This is a genomic window from Citrobacter sp. Cb041 (assembly GCF_030336655.1).
Lineage (GTDB): Bacteria > Pseudomonadota > Gammaproteobacteria > Enterobacterales > Enterobacteriaceae > Citrobacter > Citrobacter braakii.
The window spans coordinates 150,134-170,875 of record NZ_JAOWDD010000028.1 but is presented as its reverse complement, the minus strand read 5'-3'; the positions used below and the strand labels follow the sequence as shown (position 1 = coordinate 170,875).

Here is a 20,742-nt window from a genome sequence, read left to right as displayed (position 1 = left end):
TTTCTGCTTATGCGCATTAATCTGGATGTTTTGCTAATTCTCGACGCACTTGATAAACAGGGTTCATTTGCCGCGGCGGCGGAATCGCTGTTTAAAACCCCTGCAGCACTCAGCTATATGATTCAAAAGCTGGAAAGTGATTTGAATATCGAGTTGCTTGACCGTTCCGGTCACCGGGCAAAATTTACCGACACCGGTCAGATGATGCTGGAAAAGGGACGTTTGCTGCTGAGTGCGGCAAAAGATCTCGAAAAGCAGGCGGTGCAGCTGAGTTCAGGCTGGGAAAAAGAGCTGGCGATTGCGCTGGACGACTCCTTCCCTTTCGCCTCGCTGTTGCCCATTATCGATGAATTTCACGCGCTGAATAAGCAAACCCGCCTTAACTTCACCCACCATACGCTGGCGGGCTCCTGGGAGGAGCTGACGCATAATGGAGCAGATATTATTTTGGGGGCGATTAATGAACCGCCTACGTCAGCGGCCTGGTCCTACAAAATGCTTGGCACGCGGACAATGTGTTTGTCGTTGCGCCTGAGCATCCGCTGGCCGCAGCACCGGATGGCCTGACTAACGAACAGCTGTGCCTGCACCGGGCGATTGTCATTAGCGACAGCGCCCGCTTTTGTCATCCGTTACAAACCAATCTGATGGAGGAGCAGGCGCAGATTCGCGTTGATGATTTCCACAGTAAGGTGATGCTACTGCGGGCCGGCTTGGGCTGCGGATTTCTCCCCCGCCATATTGCTAACCCGTGGCTTGCCACGGGCGAGCTGGTGGAAAAAACGGTCATCTCATTTCGCCAAAAAGACGTGGCCTATATGGCCTGGCGCAATAACCGCGATGGACTGGCGCAGCGCTGGTGGCGGGAAACGCTACTGGCAAGCCCGGATGTTACGCGCTTATATCAATGACCCATCCACACCGAGGCGGAAATCGCCGGCAGCGTCAGGATATCCTCGGCAAGCACGCCTTTGCCCTCCTGGTGCTGCCATTGGCTGACGCTAAGTAATGGCGAGGCTGGCAGGACCACTTCACAGGCGTGGCCACGGTTAATCGCCACCAATACGCGCTGGCGGTTTAGCACGCGTACAAACACCACCACGTTATCCTCGGCGTAAATCACCTGACAACCACCATGGCGCAGCGCCTGGCTCTGGTGGCGTAATGTTGCCAGCCGCTGATACAACGCCAGCAGGTTAGCGTCCTGTTTTTCAGGCTGCCACGGGAATGGTTTGCGACAAAACGGATCGTTGTTCCCATCCAGTCCCACTTCGTCACCGTAGTAAATACAGGGCACGCCAGGCCAGGTAAACAGCCACACCACCGCCAACGGTAAACGTGCGACGTCTTTACCGAGCAGAGATTTAAAACGGGCGGTATCGTGGCTGTCGAGCTGGTTGAACATCCGCAACTGCTGCTGATGCGACAAACCCGCGCGATAGTTATCCATCCACGCCATACAGGTCTGGGCGTCAATGAATTGCGGATCGTATGAGATATCGGTATTGGCGAGAAATCCCCATATCGGGAAGGTAAAACCGCGATAGTTCATGGCGGCATCTTCCGCGTCGGCCTGCAACCATTGGCGCGCGTCGCCAAAATGCTCGCCCACCACATACGCCTCTGACTGGGTCTCTTTCGCCGCCTGCGTAATTCCGGCCACGTGCTGCAGGTTGTTATGCGCACCACCGGCCTCTCCCAGCATATGCACCACGTCAAGACGCCAGCCGTCCATACTCCACGGCGCTTTCAGCCAGTGGCGAACGATGCTGTCTTCGCCGCGATAAATTTCATTCACCAGGCTTTCAGAGGAAAAGTCCAGCTTGGGCAGGCTGGAATACCCCAGCCAGTCGAGCGCGACGCCGTCGGCTGAGAAATGATACCAGTCGCGCCAGGGGGATTGCGGATTATGGCACGCGCCATCCGTTCCCCGATTATGTCGGTCAAACCAGGCGTGTGAATCGCCGCTATGGTTAAAAACACCGTCGAGAATCAGGCGCATCCCCTGCTGTTGGGTGGTGTGACGCAGGCGCAGCAGCGCCCTGTCGCCGCCAAACTGCGGATCAACATGACGGTAATCTTCGGTATCGTATTTATGCACACTCGGCGCGGTAAATACCGGATTCAGGTACAGCGCCGTGACGCCTAACGTTTTCAGATACGGCAGCTTTTCGCTGATGCCGTCCAAATCGCCGCCATAAAACGTGGAGCCACCGGCCTGGGCCGTAAGCGGTTCATCCCACTCGCGCCGCACAATATCGTGTCCGGCGGCATGGTGGTAATAGACGTTATCCTGAGTCGCTTCACGCGACTGGCTGCGGGCAAAACGGTCCGGGAAAATTTGGTAAAAAATCTGATCGGCGACCCACTGCGGACCGTTATCCGGCACATCAACAGCAAACTGCTCCAGACGCGCAGGCGGAAAACGGCTGAATCCCTGCGGGGTAAACCACAGCTGACGATCGAGCCAAAGTAATTTAAAGCTATAGCGTCGACGAGGCTGTCCGCTGGAGAGATCGATCGCCGCTCTCCACGCGGTCATGCCCGGTTGCGGCTGGCTGCGTTGCTTGTGCATACCCAGCGAAATCTCTTCGTTATCGTTTTCTGCGCGTAGCGTCACCCGCTGGGGTGGATTTTCCCCCGCCAGCCATAATGTAATCGTCAGTTGATCTTTGTTTTGCTTAACAAATGGGGCAACCGGAAGGTGCCAGGCGTTCAACATCACGTATCCCCTTTGATGATAATGACGTCACCTTGCCATAGCGAAGTGCAGGATCACTCATCATCTTAACGTTTATTGGGGGAGGAGTGTGGGGGAGGAGAAAATTGCCGGGTAACATTAAGCTACCCGGCAAAAATATTACTGCGCTTCAGCCAGTTGGCGCTCGCGACGGCGCTTGAAAACCCAGCCGGCAAGCAGCAGGATAATCCACGCAAAGCCGACGTATAGCGAAATGCGGGTATCCGGATGATAGCCGATAAGCGCGATGATAAAGACCAGGAAAATCAGGCCAATGACGGTCGTCACAACCCCACCCGGCACTTTAAATTTCAGCGCCTTAACCTCTTCCGGCGGCAGACGACGACGGAAGGCAATTTGTGACAGCAGGATCATAATCCACACCCAAACCGTTGCGAAGGTCGCCAGAGAGGCGATCACCAGGAAGACGTTTTCCGGCATGATGTAGTTAAGATACACCGCAAACAGCAGCGCGATAGTCATCACCATCACCGTCACCCATGGCACGCCACGACGCGACGTCTTGGCGAACATTTTCGGCGCGCTGCCCTGCTCCGCCATACCATGCAGCATACGCCCCACGCCAAAGACGTCAGAGTTGATGGCCGACAGCGACGCGGTCAGGACTACGAAGTTGAGGATCCCGGCGGCAAAGGTAATCCCCATATGCTGGAACGTCAGAACGAACGGGCTACCGTCAGTGCCGACCTGGTTCCACGGGTAAATAGACATGATGACGAACAGCGTCCCCACGTAAAACACGAGGATACGCATCGGTACGGAATTGATGGCGCGCGGAATAGATTTTTCCGGGTCTTTGGCTTCGCCAGCGGTAATCCCGATAATCTCAATCCCGCCGTAGGCGAACATCACCATTTGTAGCGACATCACCATGCCGAGCCAGCCATTGCTGAAGAAACCGCCGTTGCTCCACAGATTATGGATACCGGTAGGCTGTCCGCCGTTACCAATCCCCCAAATGATGATGCCAAAACCGGCGACAATCATGATGATAATGGTGGCGACTTTAAAGAACGAGAACCAAAATTCCAGCTCGCCAAACACCTTCACGCTCATCAGGTTGATGGCGCAGATAATCAATACCACGCTGAGTACCCAAATCCAGTGCGGTACGGCCGGGAACCAGACGCCCATGTAAATACCAAAGGCAGTCACATCGGCAATGGCGACAATCAGGATTTCAAAACAGTAGGTCCAGCCGGTTATGTAGCCTGCCAGCGGTCCGAGGTTTTCCTGCGCATAGCGCGAGAAGGAGCTGGCTGCAGGGTTATGAACGGACATTTCGCCCAGCGCGCGCATAATGATATACGCCGCTACGCCGCCGATAATATAGGCCAGCAACACGCTTGGCCCCGCCATTTTGATGGCATCGGCCGAGCCGTAGAACAGCCCAGTACCAATTGCTGAACCTAATGCCATAAAGCGAATGTGCCGGGTGCTCAGCCCACGCTTTAGCTTGTTATTACTTTCCATCGATTCCTAACCTGTTAACACAATAAAAAACCACGGGGCCATGTTAATAGCCCCGTGGTTAAAACTTATTGTCAGTGATATTAGTGTGCGCTGGAGGTCACTTGTCGACCCGCTGCACGATCCCAGATAACTGCCAGGACCACCATCACGACTGTTGGCATCAACCACGCCAGCCCCTGCTCCGCCAGCGGTAAACGCTGGGTCCAGGCCGGTAACACGTCGCCAATTGCAGAAGCTTTAATGCCATCAAGGATACCAAAAATCAGGCTGATAAACATCGCAGGTGCAATGACGCGGGAAGAATTATGCCACCATGAGCGGGTAAAACTTAATACAACCAGTGCGATACATGGCGGATAGATAGCCGTCAGCACCGGAATAGAGATCTGAATCAGATGGCTCAGACCCAGGTTAGAGACCACCATCGAGAAGCCGCCGAGGATAAATACCAGCGTACGATAAGACAGTGGAACGTACTGGGCAAAGAACTCTGCGCACGCGCAGGTCAGGCCAACAGCGGTGACCAGACAGGCGATGAAAATCAACGCCGCCAGCAGGAAGCTCCCTGCGCCACCAAAGGTGTGCTGAACATACGCATGCAGAATTGCCGCGCCGTTAGCAGACTGATCGACCAGAATTGCGCTATCTGAACCCAGACGGAACAGCGCGAGATACAGCAGCGTTAAGCCCACACCCGCCATCAAACCCGCCCAAACGGTATAACGGGTCAGCAGACGCGCTTCAGTAACGCCACGCGAGCGAGCGGCGTTGACGATAACAATACCAAATACCATCGCGCCCAGCGTATCCATGGTCAGATACCCGTTCACGAAGCCATTAGAAAACGCCGCAGTTTGATAGGCTTCCATCGCATTGCTGATCGGGCCTGCTGGCCAGACGATTGCGGCGACAGACAGGACCACCAGCGCCAGGATTTTCAGCGGAGCCAGGAAATTACCAACTGTATCCAGCAGTTTGCCCGGATACAGCGAAACCAGAATCACAATCGCGAAATAGACCACGCTGTAGATAAGCAGCGGCAGAGCGGAGTCGCCGGTCAGCGGTGCAATCCCGACTTCGAAAGAGACCGTCGCGGTACGCGGCGTAGCAAATAACGGTCCAACAGCCAGATAGCACACGGTCGCCAGCAGCAAACCAGCGACTTTACCGATAGGCGTGCTCAGTCGGTCCACACCACCACCGACTTTCGCCAGCGCGACAACGGTAAGTACCGGCAGGCCAACGGCGGTAATCAAAAAGCCAAAAGCCGCAGTCCAGACGTGTTCACCTGCCTGCAAACCAACCATTGGGGGGAAGATGATGTTACCTGCACCAACGAACAGTGCAAATGTCATAAATCCCAAAGCGATAATATCGCGCGATTTTAACTGATGGGTCATAAAGTCTTACTGCCTGTGGATGTGGTGTTGAAAATAATAAATTTTTGCCTTTCCCTGGGGGACAATACAGCGGCATTTTTGCTCAATTCCAGCGGGAAACACTCCCAGACTGGCGCGGCGAAGAATAGTTTTTCGATTTACCGCGTAAATGCAGTCGGTATGACAGCACCTGGAGCGCAATTTAAACGCTTATAACGTTTTAAAGCAAGGTGGGATCCCAAAACCAGAACAATATAGCGATATGAAAAATGGGGTTAGCACAAAACACCATTTCATGGAAAAAGGTATGGGTAATAGTTCGAACAAAAAACAACCAAACGTCGTAAAATTCAGGATGCTTATATTGACCGCATAGAAAAAGCCAGCTTGCGCTGGCTTTTGGAAAGATTATCTTACGAATGCGCCTTAACCGTTAATTTTGGCAATTAAACGTTCCGGGATCACGAAACTAAATCGCGTCCCAACGCCTGGTTCGCTTTCGATATTCAAGCGACTGTCGTGATGATGCAGCGCATGCTTAACGATGGCCAGACCAAGTCCGCTGCCGCCCGTTTGCCGCGATCGCGCCTTATCCACACGATAAAAACGTTCGGTTAAGCGTGGAATATGCTCGGCGGCAATGCCTGGACCGTTGTCTTCCACGCAAAACTCCGCTCCCGACGCCACATGCTGCCAGCGTACGGTAATGTGCGTTCCCGCTGGCGTATGGTTCACCGCGTTGTAGACGAGATTCGAGATAGCGCTACGCAACTGCTCCTCGTTACCCCGCACGTTCAGGCTGTTATCAACATCAAAGGTAAACGTATGTTTTTGCTGGCTCAGCGTTTGCGCTTCGTGTTCGAGCACGCGCAGCATCATGGGCACATCGACTTTCTCATTCAGCAGTAGCGTCGGCGCAGCCTCAATTTTTGACAGCGTCAGCAGCTGTTTCACCAGCCCTTCCATACGATACGTTTGTTCGCGCATGGTATGCAGCGCTTTTTCACGCGTCGTCCCTTCCAGCGGATGCTCCTGCATCATTTCCAGGTACCCCTGTAACACCGTCAGCGGCGTACGCAGTTCATGGCTGGCGTTGGCGAAAAAGTTACGTCGTGAACCTTCCAATTGATGCATCTGGGTAACGTCGCGCGCCACCATCAGCAATTGCTTATCGGTATAGGGCATCACGCGAATTTCCAGATGCCGTCCGGTATTGAGTACCAGATTGATCGGTCGGCTAAAATCGCGCGTTTTCAGATATTGTGTAAATTCCGGGTAGCGCAACAGGTTAAGAATATTTTGCCCGCTATCGTCCGGCCAGCGCAGTCCCAGAACCTGCTGGGCCAGTCCGTTACACCAGAAGATACCGCCTTCTTCAGTGGTCAGCACCACCGCGTCGGGTAGCGATTCCGCCCCGCTACGAAAACGTTTAATCAGATTACCCAGTTCACGACGGCGCTTTTTGTTGCGCAGTTGCATTTGATGCAGCCCGTACAGCAACGGCTCCCAACTGCCTCGCCCCGGCGGCGGCGTCATGCTTCTGTCGACCCATAGCCACCAGGACAAACGTAATAAATTCCAGAAATGCCAGATAAGCAGGCCCGTTACCGACGCCAGTAAAAACCAGGGCAGGTAACCGAAAAAAGCGCTAAGGATAAATGCCGGTATGCAGCACAGGATCAGCTCCAGTACCAACCTTTTCCATGACAATCGTTCTAGCAAACGTCTTACTCCCTATACGGCCTAATCCTTCAGGCCCTGATTCTTGTCAGTCAGAAGCGGGTTGAAAAACGATATCCCGTCCCGCGAACCGTCTGCACCATACGATCGTGTCCGCTGTGCTCCAGCGCCTTACGCAAGCGGCGGATGTGCACATCCACTGTCCGGTCTTCCACGTACACATTGGTTCCCCAGACATGATTGAGGAGTTGCTCGCGGCTGTAGACACGCTCGGGATGAGTCATAAAGAAGTGCAACAGTTTGAATTCGGTCGGCCCCATATCCAGCGGATCCTCGCCGGTCATCACGCGATGCGAGGTGGGATCAAGGCTTAGCCCCTGCATCTCTATAACCTCTTCCACCGCCATCGGTGAAATACGACGCAGAACTGCTTTAATACGCGCCACCAGCTCCTTGGGAGAAAAGGGCTTGGTAATATAGTCATCCGCGCCGGTTTCCAGCCCCCGGACGCGATCTTCCTCTTCCCCCCTCGCCGTCAGCATCATCACCGGGATATCCCGCGTCATCGCTTCGCGCTTGAGATGTTTAATAAACTGTAGACCCGAGCCGCCTGGAAGCATCCAGTCAAGCAGGACGAGATCCGGCCAGGGTTCATTGAGTTGGTTCACAGCACTGTCATAGTCTTCGGCTTCAACGGGTTGAAATCCGTTTTGCTCGAGCACGAAGCAGACCATTTCACGAATTGGAGCTTCATCTTCTACGACCAGAATACGTCTCGCCATGATTTGCCCTGTTTGTAATTAAATCGTTTGCCATCAATACAGTGCCATTATGCGTCAGTTTTATGACAGATTTATGAAAAGATAGTCCAGGTTTAACGCAGCCCGGCGAATTATGACAGCCCGGAGACAAGATATTCCCACTCGTGAAGGGTTATAATCCCCGCCATTGTTTTACCGTCATGGAACTCTTATGCGCATCCTTCACACGTCTGACTGGCATCTGGGCCAAAATTTCTACAGCAAGAGCCGCGCCGCCGAGCATCAGGCCTTTCTCGACTGGCTGCTGGAAACGGCACAATCCCAGCAGGTGGATGCCATTATTGTGGCAGGCGACATTTTCGATACCGGCTCACCGCCTAGCTATGCCCGTGAGCTGTATAACCGTTTTGTCGTCAAACTGCAGCAAACCGGCTGTCATCTGGTGGTGCTGGCAGGCAACCATGACTCTGTCGCCACGCTCAATGAATCCCGCGATATTCTGGCGTTTCTCAACACCACGGTGGTTGCCAGCGCTGGCCATGGGCCGCAGATACTGCCGCTACGCGACGGTACGCCGGGGGCGATCCTGTGTCCGGTGCCTTTTTTACGTCCGCGCGACATCATCACCAGCCAGGCCGGGCTGACAGGACAAGAAAAACAGCAGCATTTACTGGGCGCAATCACCGACTATTATCAGCAGCAGTATCAGGATGCCTGCACGCTGCGCGGCGACCACAATCTTCCCATCATTGCGACCGGGCATTTGACCACCGTCGGAGCCAGTAAAAGCGACGCCGTACGTGACATTTATATCGGTACGCTGGACGCCTTCCCGGCGCAAAACTTCCCACCGGCAGACTACATCGCGCTGGGACATATTCACCGGGCGCAGGTTATCGGCGGCACGGAACATATTCGCTACTGCGGCTCGCCGATTGCCCTCAGTTTTGACGAGTGCGGCAAAAGCAAATGTGTACATCTGGTGAGCTTTGACGCGGGGAAACTCAGCGCCGTTGAAAATCTCACCGTGCCGGTTACGCAGCAGCTTGCGGTACTGAAAGGCGATTTAGCCGCCATTACTACCCAGCTTGAGCAGTGGCGCGGCGTGCAGCAAGAGCCACCGGTGTGGCTGGATATTGAAATCACCACCGACGACTACCTGCATGATATGCAACGTAAGATCCAGGCCTTAACCGAAGATTTACCGGTAGAGGTGCTACTGGTGCGCCGCAGTCGTGAACAGCGCGAACGCATTATGGCCAATGAACGACGTGAAACGTTAAGCGAGCTGAGCGTGGCAGAGGTTTTTGACCGCCGCCTGGCGCTGGAAGAACTCGAAGAACCGCAGCGTGAGCGGCTTAACCAGCTGTTTAGCGCAACCTTACAAACGCTCGCCGGGGAGGCTGAAGCATGAAAATTCTCAGCCTGCGCCTGAAAAACCTCAACTCCCTGAAGGGAGAATGGAAAGTCGATTTTACGGCAGAACCGTTTGCCAGCAACGGGTTGTTCGCTATCACCGGGCCAACGGGCGCGGGGAAAACGACCCTGCTGGACGCAATTTGCCTTGCGCTGTACCACGAAACGCCACGCCTGAATACCGTGTCACAGTCGCAAAACGACCTGATGACCCGCGACACCGCGGAGTGTCTGGCCGAGGTCGAGTTTGAGGTGCGGGGCGAAGCCTACCGCGCATTCTGGAGCCAGAACCGGGCACGCAATCAGCCGGAGGGCAATCTGCAGGTCCCTCGCGTAGAGCTGGCCCGCTGCTCCGACGGTAAAATCCTCGCCGATAAGGTCAAAGATAAGCTGGAGATGACCGCCGAGCTTACCGGGCTGGATTACGGACGTTTTACCCGTTCGATGCTGCTGTCTCAGGGGCAGTTTGCCGCATTTCTCAATGCCAAACCGAAAGAACGCGCCGAGCTGCTGGAAGAGCTGACCGGCACTGAGATCTACGGCCAAATCTCCGCCATGGTATTTGAAAAGCACAAATCAGCGCGTACGGAACTGGAAAAACTGCAGGCCCAGGCCAGCGGTGTTGCGCTGTTAGCGCCAGAGCAATTGCAATCCCTGACAGAAAGTTTGCAGGTACTTACTGACGAAGAAAAACAATATCTTACCTGCCAACAAGCCCAGCAGCAGCACCTCAACTGGCTCATGCGGCAAAATGAGCTACAGGCGGAGATAAACCGCCACCAGCAGGCATTACAGGCTGCACTTCAGGCGCAGGAAGACGCGCAGCCGCAACTCGCGGCGCTGAGTCTGGCACTCCCGGCCAGAGCGTTACGCCCACACTGGGAGCGAATCCAGGAACAAACGGCTACGATAGACCGTACGCGACAGAAGATTCAGGAAGTGAATGCTCGCTTACAAAGCAGCTTAGCGCTGCGCGGACGTATTCGTCAGCAGGCACAAACGCAGTCAGCCGCTATGCTCGCCGGACAGCAAACGTTAACCGACTGGCTGAAGGAACAGGACCGCTTCCGCTTGTGGAGTAGCGAATTGGCAGGATGGAAAGCGCTGCTGGCCCAACAGTCCGACGCCAGCGCCCAACTGCGCCAGTGGCAGCAGTTGCGGGAGAACGACACGCGCAAGCTCGATGCGCTGGCGCTTCCCACGCTGACCCTTTCGGCACAACAGGTAACGGAAGCGCTGGCGCAACATGTGCAGCTTCGTCCGTTACGCCAGCGGCTGAGTAATCTGCACGGGCAAATCGCCCCGAAGCAAAAGCAACTTGCGCAGCTACGCGCCACGCTTGTGCAGCGTCAGCAGGAGCTGGCCCAGCGCAATGCGGTGCTTACAGAAAAGCGTCAGCGCTATAAAGATAAAAATCAGCAGCTTGCCGATGTGAGAATCATTTGCGAGCAGGAAGCCCGGATCAAAGATCTGGAAAGCCAGCGGGCACTATTGCAATCCGGCATGCCTTGCCCACTTTGCGGCTCCACCACGCACCCGGCGATTGAGCGCTATCAAACGCTCGAACTGAGTGTGAATCAGACACGGCGTGAAGCGCTGGAAAAAGAGGTCAAAACGCTGGCCGATGAGGGTTCAACGCTACGCGGTCAACTTGAGGCGATAACCCAGCAACTTCAGCGCGATGAACGCGAAGTACAAACGCTTTCTCAGGAAGAGCAAGCACTTACTCAAGAGTGGCAGACCGTCACCGCCAGCCTCAACGTGACGCTGCAACCGCAGGATGACATCGCCCCGTGGCTTGTCGCCCAGGAAGAGCACGAGCAGCAGCTTCACCAACTGAGTCTGCGTCATACCCTGCAGGCGCAAATCACCGCACACACAGAGCAGATTACTCAGCTCCAGCAGCATATTGACCAGCGTCAGGCAACGTTAACCGCCGAGCTGGCCCGTCATGGTCTGTCCCTTCCGGCCGAGGGTGAAGTCGCCTCATGGCTGAGCGAGCGGGCGAACGAAGCGCAAATGTGGCAGCTGCGCCAGAACGAACTGACTGAATTACAGGCTCGAATCGCCCAGCTTGCGCCGGTGCTGGAAACGCTGCCTGAAACCGATGCGCTTGGTGAAAACATTGAGAATCTGTCGCTGGAAAACTGGCGGCAGGTGCACGACGATTGCCTCTCTTTACAGGGGCAGTGGCAAACCTTACAGCAGCAGGAGGCGCAGGACGTTCAGCGCGCTGCAGAAATTCAGGCGCAGTTTGATACCGCATTGCAGGCCAGCATCTTTGCCGACCGCGACGCCTTTGTTGCCGCCCTGCTGGATGAAGAGACCTTTAACCGCCTTGAACAATTGAAGCAATCACTGGAAGGCCAGCGACAGCAGGCGCAAACGCTGCTTAATCAGACGCAGCAGGCGCTGGCGACTCATCAACAACAGCGACCAACCGGGGTGGATCTCACGCTCACCGTGCAACATCTTCACGACGCGCTGGCGCAACTCACCCAGCAGCTACGGGAGAACACCACTCGTCAGGGCGAAATTCGCCAGCAGCTCAAGCAGGATGGTGAAAACCGCCAGCAGCAGCAGGCGCTGATGCTCGAGATTACGAAAGTCGCACAGCAGGTCGAAGACTGGGGCTATCTGAACGCGCTGATCGGCTCGAAAGAGGGAGATAAATTCCGCAAGTTTGCCCAGGGGCTGACGCTGGATAATCTGGTCTGGCTTGCCAACAACCAGTTGACCCGTCTGCACGGTCGCTATCTGTTGCAGCGCAAGGCCAGCGAAGCGCTGGAGTTGGAAGTGGTTGATACCTGGCAGGCCGATGCCGTGCGTGACACGCGTACGCTTTCCGGCGGCGAGAGCTTCCTCGTGAGTCTGGCGCTGGCGCTGGCGTTGTCCGATCTGGTCAGCCACAAAACGCGAATTGACTCCCTGTTCCTCGACGAAGGTTTCGGCACGTTGGACAGCGAAACGCTGGATACCGCCCTAGATGCGCTCGATGCGCTCAACGCCACTGGCAAAACCATTGGTGTCATCAGCCACGTTGAAGCGATGAAAGAACGCATTCCGGTGCAGATCAAGGTCAAAAAAATCAACGGACTGGGCTACAGCAAACTCGATAAAATGTTTGCAGTTGATGCCTGATAGCATCTCAGCTCCAGAAGGCCGGATATGCGCCAGCGCCATCCGGCACAGCACATAGCACGATCGTGAATACACAAAGACGGATATGAAATGGCATTCCACTTCGCTTATCCGCAAGCTATCTCTATTGGCGGCGAACGTTCGCCGCTATGGCGCACATCGTGCGTCTTTCTTGTTGGCAGGTGGTATGAAAAAAGTCATTTTCTCTTTAGCTCTGGGGACATTTGGGCTGGGCATGGCCGAGTTTGGCATCATGGGTGTACTCACCGAGCTGGCGCGGGACGTGGGAATTTCCATCCCTGCCGCTGGCCATATGATTTCGTTTTACGCCTTTGGCGTGGTGCTGGGCGCGCCTATTATTGCGCTCTTTTCCAACCGCTTTTCTCTCAAGCATATTCTGCTGTTTCTGGTCACGCTGTGCGTGATCGGCAACGCCATCTTCACCCTCTCCTCCTCATATTTAATGCTGGCGGTGGGCAGGCTGGTTTCCGGCTTTCCACACGGCGCGTTTTTTGGCGTTGGCGCGATTATCCTGTCGAAGCTGGCCCGTCCGGGAAAAGTCACCGCCGCCGTCGCGGGCATGGTTTCGGGTATGACCGTTGCTAATCTGATTGGTATTCCCATCGGCACCTGGCTGAGTCAGGAATTTAGCTGGCGCTACACGTTTCTGCTGATAGCCGTCTTTAATATCGCCGTGATGGTCTCGATAACTTTTTGGATACCCAACATCAGCGATGAAGCCAAAGGGAAACTGCGCGAACAATTTCACTTTTTGAAAACCCCCGCCCCGTGGCTCATCTTTTCCGCCACCATGTTTGGTAACGCCGGGGTTTTCGCCTGGTTCAGCTACGTCAAACCGTACATGATGTTCATCTCCGGCTTTTCCGAAGCGCTGATGACCTTCATCATGATGCTGGTGGGATTGGGAATGGTGTTGGGAAATCTGCTGAGCGGTCGCCTTTCTGGCCGCTATACGCCGCTGCGTATTGCGGTAATAACCGACTTTGTAATTGTGCTGGCTCTGCTGCTGCTCTTTGCCTTTGGCGGGATCAAAGCCGCGTCGCTGATCTTCGCCTTTATTTGCTGCGCGGGCCTGTTTGCCCTGTCGGCGCCGCTGCAAATTTTGCTGCTGCAAAATGCTAAAGGGGGTGAGCTGCTGGGTGCGGCAGGAGGGCAAATTGCCTTTAATCTCGGCAGCGCGATTGGCGCCTGGTGCGGTGGTATGATGCTGACGCTGGGCTTTGCCTACAACTACGTGACGTTGCCGGCGGCGCTGCTGTCGTTTTCTGCGATGTCGTCGCTGCTGCTCTATGGTCGCCTGAAGCGCAGCGTATCCCGGATGACTCCCGCTGCCGGATAGCCTCTGCGCTACCCGGCAACGCGAACATTACTCCTGCGGCCACAACCAGGCCGCACCGCGCACGCCGCTGGAGTCACCGTGCAGCGCCTTGCGTAGAGGCGTTTCGCACTCGCCGCCAAAGACAAACTGTTTAATCAACGTTGGCACGTTTTGATACAGTCGGTCGACATTGCTCATTCCACCGCCCAGCACGATTACGTCCGGATCGAGAATATTCACCACATGTGCCAGTGATTTCGCCAGACGCAGCTCGTACCGACTCAACGCCTGTTCCGCCTGGGCATCCCAGGCATTAACAAGACTGATAATTTCACTGCCCTTGAGCGACTTACCGCTCAGACGCTGGTAGTCGGTGGCAAAACCGGTTCCGGAAATGAAGGTTTCAATACAGCCTTGCTTGCCGCAATAGCAGGGCACTTCCTGCCGATAACGCAGTTCGTCTTCATCCATCCACGGCAGCGGATTATGCCCCCACTCGCCCGCAGTACCGTTGCCGCCCGTGTGCGCCCGGCCGTTCAGCGCCACTCCAGCGCCACATCCTGTACCGATAATCACCGCAAACACGGTTTGCGCCCCCGCCGCTGCACCATCAACGGCTTCAGAAACCGCCAGGCAGTTGGCATCATTTGCCAGCCGCACTTCGCGATTCAGACGCGTACTCAGGTCTTTGTCAAAAGGTTGCCCGTTAAGCCAGGTCGAGTTGGCATTCTTCACCACTCCGGTGTAAGGCGAAATTGAACCGGGAATGCCCATCCCCACGGTTCCCGACTGCCCGGTGGCCTTTTCCGCCATCTCCACCAGCGCGGCGATGGTTTCTATCGTTTGCCGATAATCATCACGCGGTGTGGGCAGGCGATGGCGAAAAAGCTGTTCGCCTGCATCGCCAAGCGCGATAACTTCCGTTTTCGTACCGCCTAAATCGATACCTATACGCACTGTTTGCTCCTCTTCCCGATTAACAATGCAAGCATAGCGACAATTCGCTATCATGCCCGCTGGATTTAACGACAAGGCCGTGGAAATTATCATGCTGTGGTTCAAAAATTTAATGGTTTACCGTCTTAGCCGCGATGTTTCTTTGCGTGCCGAAGAGATGGAAAAACAGCTGGCATCAATGACGTTCACCCCTTGCGGTAGCCAGGATATGGCAAAAATGGGCTGGGTTCCGCCGATGGGATCGCACAGCGATGCATTAACGCATACCGCCAATGGCCAAATTATTATCTGCGCCCGCAAAGAAGAAAAAATTCTGCCGTCGCCGGTTATCAAACAGGCGCTGGAAGCCAAAATTTTCAAACTGGAAGCTGAGCAAGGTCGCAAACTCAAGAAGACCGAAAAAGACTCGCTGAAAGATGAAGTTCTGCACTCATTGCTGCCGCGCGCCTTTAGCCGTTTCAGCCAGACGATGATGTGGATCGATACCGTCAACGATCTGATCATGGTTGATTGCGCGAGTGCGAAGAAAGCCGAAGATACGCTGGCGCTGCTGCGTAAGAGTCTCGGTTCGCTGCCGGTCGTTCCGCTGACGATGGAAAACCCCATTGAGCTGACGCTGACCGAATGGGTTCGCTCCGGCACAACGGCACAGGGATTCCAGTTACTGGATGAAGCCGAACTAAAAGCGATCCTTGAAGACGGCGGCGTGATCCGCGCGAAAAAGCAGGATCTGGTCTGCGACGAAATCGCCGTGCATATCGAAGCGGGCAAACTGGTCACCAAGCTGGCCCTCGACTGGCAGCAGCGCATTCAGTTCGTGATGTGTGACGACGGCTCTATTAAGCGTTTGAAGTTTAGCGACGAGCTGCGCGATCAGAACGAAGATATTGACCGCGAAGATTATGCTCAGCGTTTTGATGCCGATTTCATCCTGATGACGGGTGAACTGGCGGCGCTGATTAAAAGTCTGGTGGAAGGATTAGGCGGCGAAGCTCAACGTTAAGCCGTACTTACCGAATGGCGGCACAATGTCGCCATTCGTCATTTCTATGCTTACAGATAGCGGCAAAGATAGGATGTTGGCTCTGCCACCTGCAGATGAAACTCGCTGTTGCCCGGTACGTTGAACACGCCCCCTGCGGCATACACCTTCCACTCGGTTTCCCCCGGCAGCAGTACGTTCAGTGCGCCGCTAACGACAGTCATCTCTTCAGGCGCCGCAGTACTAAAGGTATATTCGCCTTCAGCCATCACGCCAACACTGGCGCGGCCAGTACTGCTGCTGGTAAAACCGATCGATTTTACTTTGCCGGAAAAGTATTCATTACTTTGAAGCATACAACTGGCCCTATCTCGTGATTAAGTTGAGAACCAATATAGGGGGCTGACGTTCCACCTGTCACGCAAAATTACGCCAACAGCTCCGAAGCCAGTCGGGCAATCAACACATTAGACAGAAGAACCGGGACATCCAGCGATTTTTGCAGTAAATCGCGATGGCGTTGATTGAACCCCAGACAATCCAGCATGATCACATCCGCGCCTTGCTCCAGCAGTTCTTTCCCGGCATCAATCAATTGTTGTTCGGTACCTTCGATCGGATTCGCCACGGCATACACTGGTGGAGTTTGTAACACCTGCCATTTTTGCGTCTGGGCTTTGAGCAATTCGGTGACGGGGACAATAACCCCGACCTGATGCCCATCGACAATCGAGGCCACCAGCGGGGGGATAATACGTAACGGCTCCAGCAGAATACTATTGCGGGCGGTCAGGCGAGCGATTGAGGCGGTACTCATCAGCAGGATCACGTCAAAGCCCTGGTTATCCAGCACCTCCACGATACTTTGCAGCGAGCGCTCTACCTTCTGGCGTGAGACATGGGCAAGTTGGTGGTCGCTGAGCAGCGTTAATAAAGGCTCGTCACCGGGCGAAACGCCGTACTCAGCCATCACATCTTCTCGCCGCATCTGTCCAAGCAGACTGTGGTGAGTAATGTGCTGTTCATCGATATATTCCGTCAGGAGCGGTAACACCTCACACATCGGCACCACGCCAATCGTGAGGATAGCCAACGACGCACTCATTTGTTGCTCCACCATCTTCTTACTTTGCTGTGAAATCCCGGGCAAGTGCCGGGCGCTGACCTGCGCTACAAATGCTCAAAAGCGTAGCAGCTGATCGGCGGTGTATTGTGTAAAGATTCCAAATCATTCCGGTACTGGATTGTTATTGCTTAATTTTCAATTTTAACGGTATACGGCGAAATTTAAGAAAATGTGATGAACGCACGTCCTGGCACTTTTCAGACTCGTGCCAGGACGGTGCTTAATATCAGGTTTTATCGGGGTCTTCGTAGCGTTTTTTGGCATCCATGGCTTCCTGCGCAGAAGGATGCTCACTGATCAACGTATTCGGTTTAGGGTGATCGGCTCGAAGTTGATACCAGGTTACCGTCTGGCCTGGCGTCCCCTTTTCAACCGTAACAATGTTCGCTTGACGTGGGTAAGGTGGTTTTGTCGGCATAGTTCTTCCTTTTCACTGGATGAACATTAAGTATAGACACCGCCCTGTAACCGTGGCGCTGCCTGCGCCAGTATCTCAAGAATGTCTTCCACCACCTGCGCAGGTTTATGGGTGGCATCAACGATGTAGTGCGCAGCTTCACGGTACAGAACATCGCGCTGGGCGAGCACTTCCTGCACCTCTTCAGTCAACGGCTTACCGGTTAAGGTTGGGCGCAATCCCTCTTCAGGCGTGGCCTCCAGACGATCAACCAGTACTGATACCGGTGCGCTTAAATAGATAACCACGCCGTGGCTGCGCATGTAATGACGATTAAATTCGGTAAGAATGATGCCGCCGCCGGTCGCAACAACCGTTGCTGGGGCTGTGACGGCCTGCAGAGCGCTCGTCTCCTGGGCACGAAACCCTTCCCATCCTTCCCTTTCGACGATCTCCGCCACGGTCATCTGCACGTGCGATTGCAACCAGCGATCGGTATCGACAAACTGGAAATCGATAGCCTTCGCCAGCGCCATACCGGTAGTTGTCTTACCACACCCCCGGGGGCCGACAAGATAAAGAGGTTGCGTCATTACAGAAATTCCCCAGGGAGCCGCGAGCGAGCGGGATCTGATGCGGTTAAAGATATAATCATATCACCAAACTAGTACATCGCCAAAACGTAAAGAAAAAATTACATATAGGGTAGCTGTACCTATTAACCCCTACTATAACAAGAATTCACCATGAATAAAGTGTAAATAATAAATTACACGCTTTATTTTCTGCGCTGTACTTCCAGCCACCACTTATCAAGCTCAGCAGCAAAATGCTGCCTGTCTCGTGGTGAAAGGCTGTCCGGCCCGCCGGTCTGAATACCGCTGGCGCGTAGCGTATCCATAAAATCACGCATCATCAGACGCTCACGGATCGTGGCTTCGGTATAACGTTCACCGCGCGGATTCAGCGCCGCCGCACCTTTTTCAATGACTTCTGCCGCCAGCGGGATATCCGCTGTTATCACTAAATCACCGGCACTACACTGGCGCACAATCTCGTTATCCGCCACGTCAAACCCGGCGGGAACACGTAATGTGCGGATAAACCGCGAAGACGGGACGCGCAAACTTTGGTTTGCTACCAAAATAAGCGGCATCTGCATGCGCTCAGAAGCGCGGTACAAAATATCTTTAATCACATTCGGACACGCATCGGCATCCACCCATATTGTCATAATTTCTCCCCACTGATGTGCAGTTGCACATTGTCGCGTGCTTTTACTTGCAGGCAAAGTGCTGTTTATCCTTCTGCACATATTCAATCCGCGCTAAGCTTAGCTTTCCCAGGTAAAACAATGAATATCACGCATAGGGAGTGACAAAATGGACAAGAAAATCGGTTTTATCGGCTGCGGTAATATGGGCAAAGCGATACTTGGCGGCATGATCGCCAGCGGCCAGGTTCTCCCCGGACAAATCTGGGTTTACACCCCTTCCCCCGATAAAGTCGCTGCATTGCACGACCAGTACGGTATTAATGCGGCGCAGTCTGCGCAAGAGGTCGCGCAAATCGCTGACATCGTTTTTGGGGCCGTAAAACCAGGCATCATGATTAAAGTGCTGAGCGAAATTACCTCCAGCCTGAACAAAGACTCCCTGGTCGTCTCGATTGCCGCTGGCGTCACCCTCGATCAGCTCGCCCGCGCGCTGGGCCATGACCGTAAAATCATTCGCGCGATGCCAAATACGCCGTCACTGGTGAATGCCGGAATGACTTCCGTCACGCCGAACGCCTTAGTCACGCCAGAAGACACCGCTGACGTGCTGAATATCTTCCGCTGCTTTGGCGAAGCGGAAGTCATTGCGGAGGCAATGATTCATCCGGTCGTTGGCGTTAGCGGTTCAGCCCCGGCCTATGTGTTTATGTTTATTGAAGCGATGGCGGACGCCGCCGTGCAGGGTGGCATGCCTCGCGCGCAAGCTTATAAATTCGCGGCGCAGGCAGTAATGGGGTCGGCAAAGATGGTGCTGGATACGGGTAAACATCCCGGAGAACTGAAGGATATGGTGTGCTCGCCTGGCGGAACCACCATTGAAGCGGTACGCGTCCTGGAAGAACGAGGTTTTCGTTCATCAGTGATTGAAGCGATGATTAAGTGCATGGAGCAGTCGGAAAAACTCAGCCGCTCCTGAGTTAACACCGCCGGACGTCAGGCCGCCGCCTCAGTGCGGTTACGTCCGGAATTCTTTGCTTTGTAGAGCGCCATATCCGCCGACTTTAACCATTCTCGATAATGCTCGGTTTCTGCGGTCAGCGGCGCAACGCCCACGCTGATCCGCAGAGCAACCTGCGGCGCGCAGGATAAACGCAGTTGACCAAGTCGTTCGTGAACACGAGACATCGCCGCAATCGCGCTGGTTGCTGGCGTGCCGCACATAATCACCGCAAACTCATCACCGCCAAAGCGCCCGATCACGTCGCTACCGCGTAAGGTCATCTGCAACTGGCGGGTCAACGCGACAATCGCCTGGTCCCCAACGTCGTGACCCCAGGTATCATTGATGCTCTTAAAATGGTCGATATCGATAATCAGTAACGTGGCGTCACGCTGGTAGCGGCGGCAATTATCAAATTCATTACGCAGTAACAGTTCCCAATGGCGGCGGTTATACACCCCAGTCATGCCATCTCGCGTACTCATCACCTGTAAACGGCGTTTATGTTCCGCCAGCTTGATGACCGTCTGGTAACTGACCCAGGCAAACAGCAGCGGATAAATCACCAGTACCGGCAGCGTCAATAGCACGCTAAGTTGAGTACTGCTAAAAGCGACGGAGATATCGGTTAACTGTAACGTCACCAGGCATGAAACCATCATCAAAACGGCGCCTGCGATGAATATTCGCATCCCGCCTGCGCCCATCAGGTTGATGCAGATAATCATCAGCAGCGCCGTGGATGGCAACAGGTTTACGCCCATAATCCCTATCCACATACCGGCAAGAATGGCATCGGCTTTTAAGTTGGTAAATTCGCTATGCAGAGGATCGTCGGCTTTGCTGGCCAACTGCCAGGCCAAATGCGGCCAGACAAACGCCCATCCCACCAGTAATAGCCACCAGCCACCGGTAATGGGCTGAGCAACTAATACCGACGCGATAGGGAAAAACATTCCCCCCAATCCCACCGCTCGCGGCAGCCTGATTCGTCGGGCGAATCGCAGACCGGAACGTTGGTGGTCATTTTGATGAAGCGATAAAAATGCTTCATTCGGGACGACCTTCTTTTGATAAAAGTTTTCATCATTCATTGTATTTGGGAATATTCTGA

Annotated in this window: 17 protein-coding genes and 1 pseudogene; 6 read left to right on the top strand and 12 right to left on the bottom strand. The window is 54.4% G+C overall.

Translation table 11 applies throughout. The features are described 5' to 3' along the window. Window positions 1-9: 9 nt before the first annotated feature. A pseudogene (locus tag OGV52_RS03340) lies at window positions 10-911 on the top strand (LysR family transcriptional regulator). Here the strand turns inward: OGV52_RS03340 and malZ are convergent. From malZ to phoB, 5 genes are all read right to left on the bottom strand, one after another. Beyond that, on the bottom strand, window positions 905-2,722 hold the full coding sequence (gene malZ, locus OGV52_RS03335) for a maltodextrin glucosidase (protein WP_259685322.1): 1,818 nt from the start codon (window positions 2,720-2,722) through the stop codon (window positions 905-907). The pseudogene OGV52_RS03340 and the gene malZ overlap by 7 nt on opposite strands. A gap of 138 nt (window positions 2,723-2,860) precedes the next feature. Next, entirely contained in the window at window positions 2,861-4,234 is a 1,374-nt protein-coding gene (gene proY, locus OGV52_RS03330) for a proline-specific permease ProY (RefSeq protein WP_016152018.1), read from the bottom strand. An 80-nt stretch (window positions 4,235-4,314) separates the two neighbouring features. After that, on the bottom strand, window positions 4,315-5,634 hold the full coding sequence (gene brnQ / locus OGV52_RS03325; protein ID WP_016152017.1) for a branched-chain amino acid transporter carrier protein BrnQ: 1,320 nt from the start codon (window positions 5,632-5,634) through the stop codon (window positions 4,315-4,317). 405 nt (window positions 5,635-6,039) lie between these two features. Continuing rightward, entirely contained in the window at window positions 6,040-7,335 is a 1,296-nt protein-coding gene (phoR, locus tag OGV52_RS03320) for a phosphate regulon sensor histidine kinase PhoR (protein WP_047357682.1), read from the bottom strand. A gap of 50 nt (window positions 7,336-7,385) precedes the next feature. Further along, entirely contained in the window at window positions 7,386-8,075 is a 690-nt protein-coding gene (phoB, locus tag OGV52_RS03315; RefSeq protein ID WP_003021496.1) for a phosphate response regulator transcription factor PhoB, read from the bottom strand. 190 nt (window positions 8,076-8,265) lie between these two features. On the opposite strand from phoB, the gene sbcD reads away from it, so the two are divergent. The 3 genes from sbcD (at window position 8,266) to araJ (ending at window position 13,971) form a co-directional block, all read left to right on the top strand. Next, window positions 8,266-9,468, top strand: a complete 1,203-nt coding sequence (gene sbcD, locus OGV52_RS03310) for an exonuclease subunit SbcD (protein ID WP_047357681.1) — start codon at window positions 8,266-8,268, stop codon at window positions 9,466-9,468. Continuing rightward, entirely contained in the window at window positions 9,465-12,611 is a 3,147-nt protein-coding gene (gene sbcC / locus OGV52_RS03305; RefSeq protein ID WP_287108081.1) for an exonuclease subunit SbcC, read from the top strand. Before sbcD ends, sbcC begins: the two co-directional genes overlap by 4 nt. 187 nt (window positions 12,612-12,798) lie before the next feature. Continuing rightward, entirely contained in the window at window positions 12,799-13,971 is a 1,173-nt protein-coding gene (gene araJ, locus OGV52_RS03300) for an MFS transporter AraJ (protein ID WP_200079697.1), read from the top strand. 27 nt (window positions 13,972-13,998) lie between these two features. On the opposite strand, the gene mak is transcribed toward araJ, so the two are convergent. After that, on the bottom strand, window positions 13,999-14,907 hold the full coding sequence (mak, locus tag OGV52_RS03295) for a fructokinase (protein ID WP_200046341.1): 909 nt from the start codon (window positions 14,905-14,907) through the stop codon (window positions 13,999-14,001). Window positions 14,908-14,998: 91 nt separating this feature from the next. On the opposite strand from mak, the gene rdgC reads away from it, so the two are divergent. Then, complete coding sequence (gene rdgC, locus OGV52_RS03290) at window positions 14,999-15,910, top strand: recombination-associated protein RdgC (protein WP_003021479.1); 912 nt, start codon at window positions 14,999-15,001, stop codon at window positions 15,908-15,910. A 50-nt stretch (window positions 15,911-15,960) separates the two neighbouring features. On the opposite strand, the gene ppnP is transcribed toward rdgC, so the two are convergent. The 5 genes from ppnP to OGV52_RS03265 all read right to left on the bottom strand — a co-directional run bounded on the left by ppnP (window position 15,961) and on the right by OGV52_RS03265 (window position 18,646). Next, the gene (gene ppnP, locus OGV52_RS03285; protein WP_047501953.1) at window positions 15,961-16,245 is read right to left on the bottom strand and encodes a pyrimidine/purine nucleoside phosphorylase; all 285 of its coding nucleotides are present in this window, start codon (window positions 16,243-16,245) and stop codon (window positions 15,961-15,963) included. 71 nt (window positions 16,246-16,316) lie between these two features. Further along, complete coding sequence (locus tag OGV52_RS03280; RefSeq protein ID WP_016155840.1) at window positions 16,317-16,994, bottom strand: AroM family protein; 678 nt, start codon at window positions 16,992-16,994, stop codon at window positions 16,317-16,319. A 247-nt stretch (window positions 16,995-17,241) separates the two neighbouring features. Continuing rightward, window positions 17,242-17,433, bottom strand: coding sequence for a protein YaiA (yaiA, locus tag OGV52_RS03275; protein WP_016155839.1), 192 nt, complete (start codon window positions 17,431-17,433; stop codon window positions 17,242-17,244). A gap of 26 nt (window positions 17,434-17,459) precedes the next feature. After that, the gene (gene aroL, locus OGV52_RS03270; protein WP_016155838.1) at window positions 17,460-18,005 is read right to left on the bottom strand and encodes a shikimate kinase AroL; all 546 of its coding nucleotides are present in this window, start codon (window positions 18,003-18,005) and stop codon (window positions 17,460-17,462) included. A gap of 185 nt (window positions 18,006-18,190) precedes the next feature. After that, window positions 18,191-18,646: a YaiI/YqxD family protein gene (locus tag OGV52_RS03265; protein ID WP_016155837.1), complete on the bottom strand. Its 456-nt coding sequence runs from the start codon at window positions 18,644-18,646 to the stop codon at window positions 18,191-18,193. A 148-nt stretch (window positions 18,647-18,794) separates the two neighbouring features. Here OGV52_RS03265 and proC point away from each other — a divergent pair, with 148 nt between their 5' ends. Next, complete coding sequence (gene proC, locus OGV52_RS03260; RefSeq protein WP_016152005.1) at window positions 18,795-19,604, top strand: pyrroline-5-carboxylate reductase; 810 nt, start codon at window positions 18,795-18,797, stop codon at window positions 19,602-19,604. A 17-nt stretch (window positions 19,605-19,621) separates the two neighbouring features. On the opposite strand, the gene adrA is transcribed toward proC, so the two are convergent. Then, entirely contained in the window at window positions 19,622-20,737 is a 1,116-nt protein-coding gene (gene adrA / locus OGV52_RS03255; RefSeq protein ID WP_088583121.1) for a diguanylate cyclase AdrA, read from the bottom strand. Window positions 20,738-20,742 lie beyond the last annotated feature (5 nt).